Annotated in this window: 2 protein-coding genes and 1 pseudogene; 2 read left to right on the plus strand and 1 reads right to left on the minus strand. The window is 78.3% G+C overall.

Going from position 1 to position 1260, the window contains the following annotated elements; genetic code table 11:
- Positions 1-212: 212 nt before the first annotated feature.
- Positions 213-509, minus strand: a complete 297-nt coding sequence (locus F8274_RS30635; protein ID WP_151465879.1) for a hypothetical protein — start codon at positions 507-509, stop codon at positions 213-215.
- A gap of 164 nt (positions 510-673) precedes the next feature.
- Here F8274_RS30635 and F8274_RS30640 point away from each other — a divergent pair, with 164 nt between their 5' ends.
- Together F8274_RS30640 and F8274_RS30645 are read left to right on the plus strand one after the other, a co-directional pair.
- Positions 674-1042, plus strand: coding sequence for a holo-ACP synthase (locus F8274_RS30640; RefSeq protein WP_151465881.1), 369 nt, complete (start codon positions 674-676; stop codon positions 1040-1042).
- 64 nt (positions 1043-1106) lie between these two features.
- Positions 1107-1260: pseudogene (locus F8274_RS30645) on the plus strand (bifunctional ADP-dependent NAD(P)H-hydrate dehydratase/NAD(P)H-hydrate epimerase); the annotation flags it as partial.

The following is a 1260-nucleotide window of genomic DNA, read 5'->3' on the forward strand; positions in this document are numbered from 1 at the left end:
GGGCGCCGTAGGCACCGCCCCGCTCGCCGAGCAGCAGCGCGCAGCGGCGGGCCAGCCCGGCGGCGGCCCGCTGCATCAGCGCCCCGGGCGGCAGGGTGGCCATGAGGCCCGCCTCCGCCGCGCGTACCCGGTCGGTGGGACGTCGGCCGCCCACTCGCGGAGCCGCTCCGGTGGATGCGCTCGCCCGGACCGGCGGAAGCCGGCGGCTGCGCTCACCGGGGGAGCCCGGCGAAACGGCGGGCGGCGCGCTCGTCCACCGCCTCGTAGCCCTCGGCGGCGGCCCGGACCGCCTCGGCGGTGGCCGCCACCCGGGCGGCGAGCGACCCGCACCAGCGCTGCACCGCCGCCTCCACCTCGGCCAGCGCCATCCCGGCCCGCCAGCCGTCGGCCGGCACCACCAGACCCGGCTCGGTGACCGGCCCGTGGGCCAGCCGGTAGGCGTCGTCGGTCAGCTCCCGGGCCACCCCGCGCAACAGCTCCGGCTCGACGCTGAACGGCTCCTCGCCCATGAGTGACCTCCCTGCGACCCGGCGGACGGACAGCGGGGACGCTACGGCTCCGCGAACCAGCCACGCCGGCCCTGTGGACAACGGGTGGTGGGACGTATCCCGGGTTTTCCACAGGGGCCGTCCACGGCCGAACCGCGGCCCGCAGCGCCGGTAGGGTGAGGTCCGTGATCGTGGCTGTCGGCATCGACGTCGTGCTGGTGGACCGGTTCGCCCGGTCCCTGGCGCGCACGCCGTCGCTCGCCGACCGGCTCTTCACCGAGGCCGAGCGCCACACCGGCTCCGGCGCCCCGCGCTCGCCGGAGTCGTTGGCCGCCCGGTTCGCGGCCAAGGAGGCGGTGGCCAAGGCGCTCGGCGCGCCGGCCGGGCTCAACTGGCACGACTGCGAGGTCGCCTCCGACCCGGACGGCCGCCCCTGGCTGACCGTGTCCGGCACGGTGGCCGCCGCGGCGGCCGAGCGCGGGATCAACCGCTGGCACCTGTCGTTGTCGCACGACGGCGGGATCGCGTCGGCCATGGTGGTCGCGGAACAGTGAGCCGACCCGGCGGGTCGGTCGGCCGGTCCGGGACGAACGGGACGAACGGACGGGACGGGGTGGCATGAGACCGGTGTGGCGGGTCGCGGACGTACGCGCGGCGGAGGCGGGCCTCATGGCCACCCTGCCGCCCGGGGCGCTGATGCAGCGGGCCGCCGCCGGGCTGGCCCGCCGCTGCGCGCTGCTGCTCGGCGAGCGGGGCGGTGCCTACGGCGCCC

Source organism: Micromonospora sp. AMSO31t, assembly GCF_008868175.1.
Lineage (GTDB): Bacteria > Actinomycetota > Actinomycetes > Mycobacteriales > Micromonosporaceae > Micromonospora.

Coding starts and splice junctions, on each gene's coding strand:
- F8274_RS30635 (WP_151465879.1), bottom strand. CDS start 509: ATGGGCGAGGAGCCGTTCAGCGTCGAGCCGGAGCTGTTGCGCGGGGTG.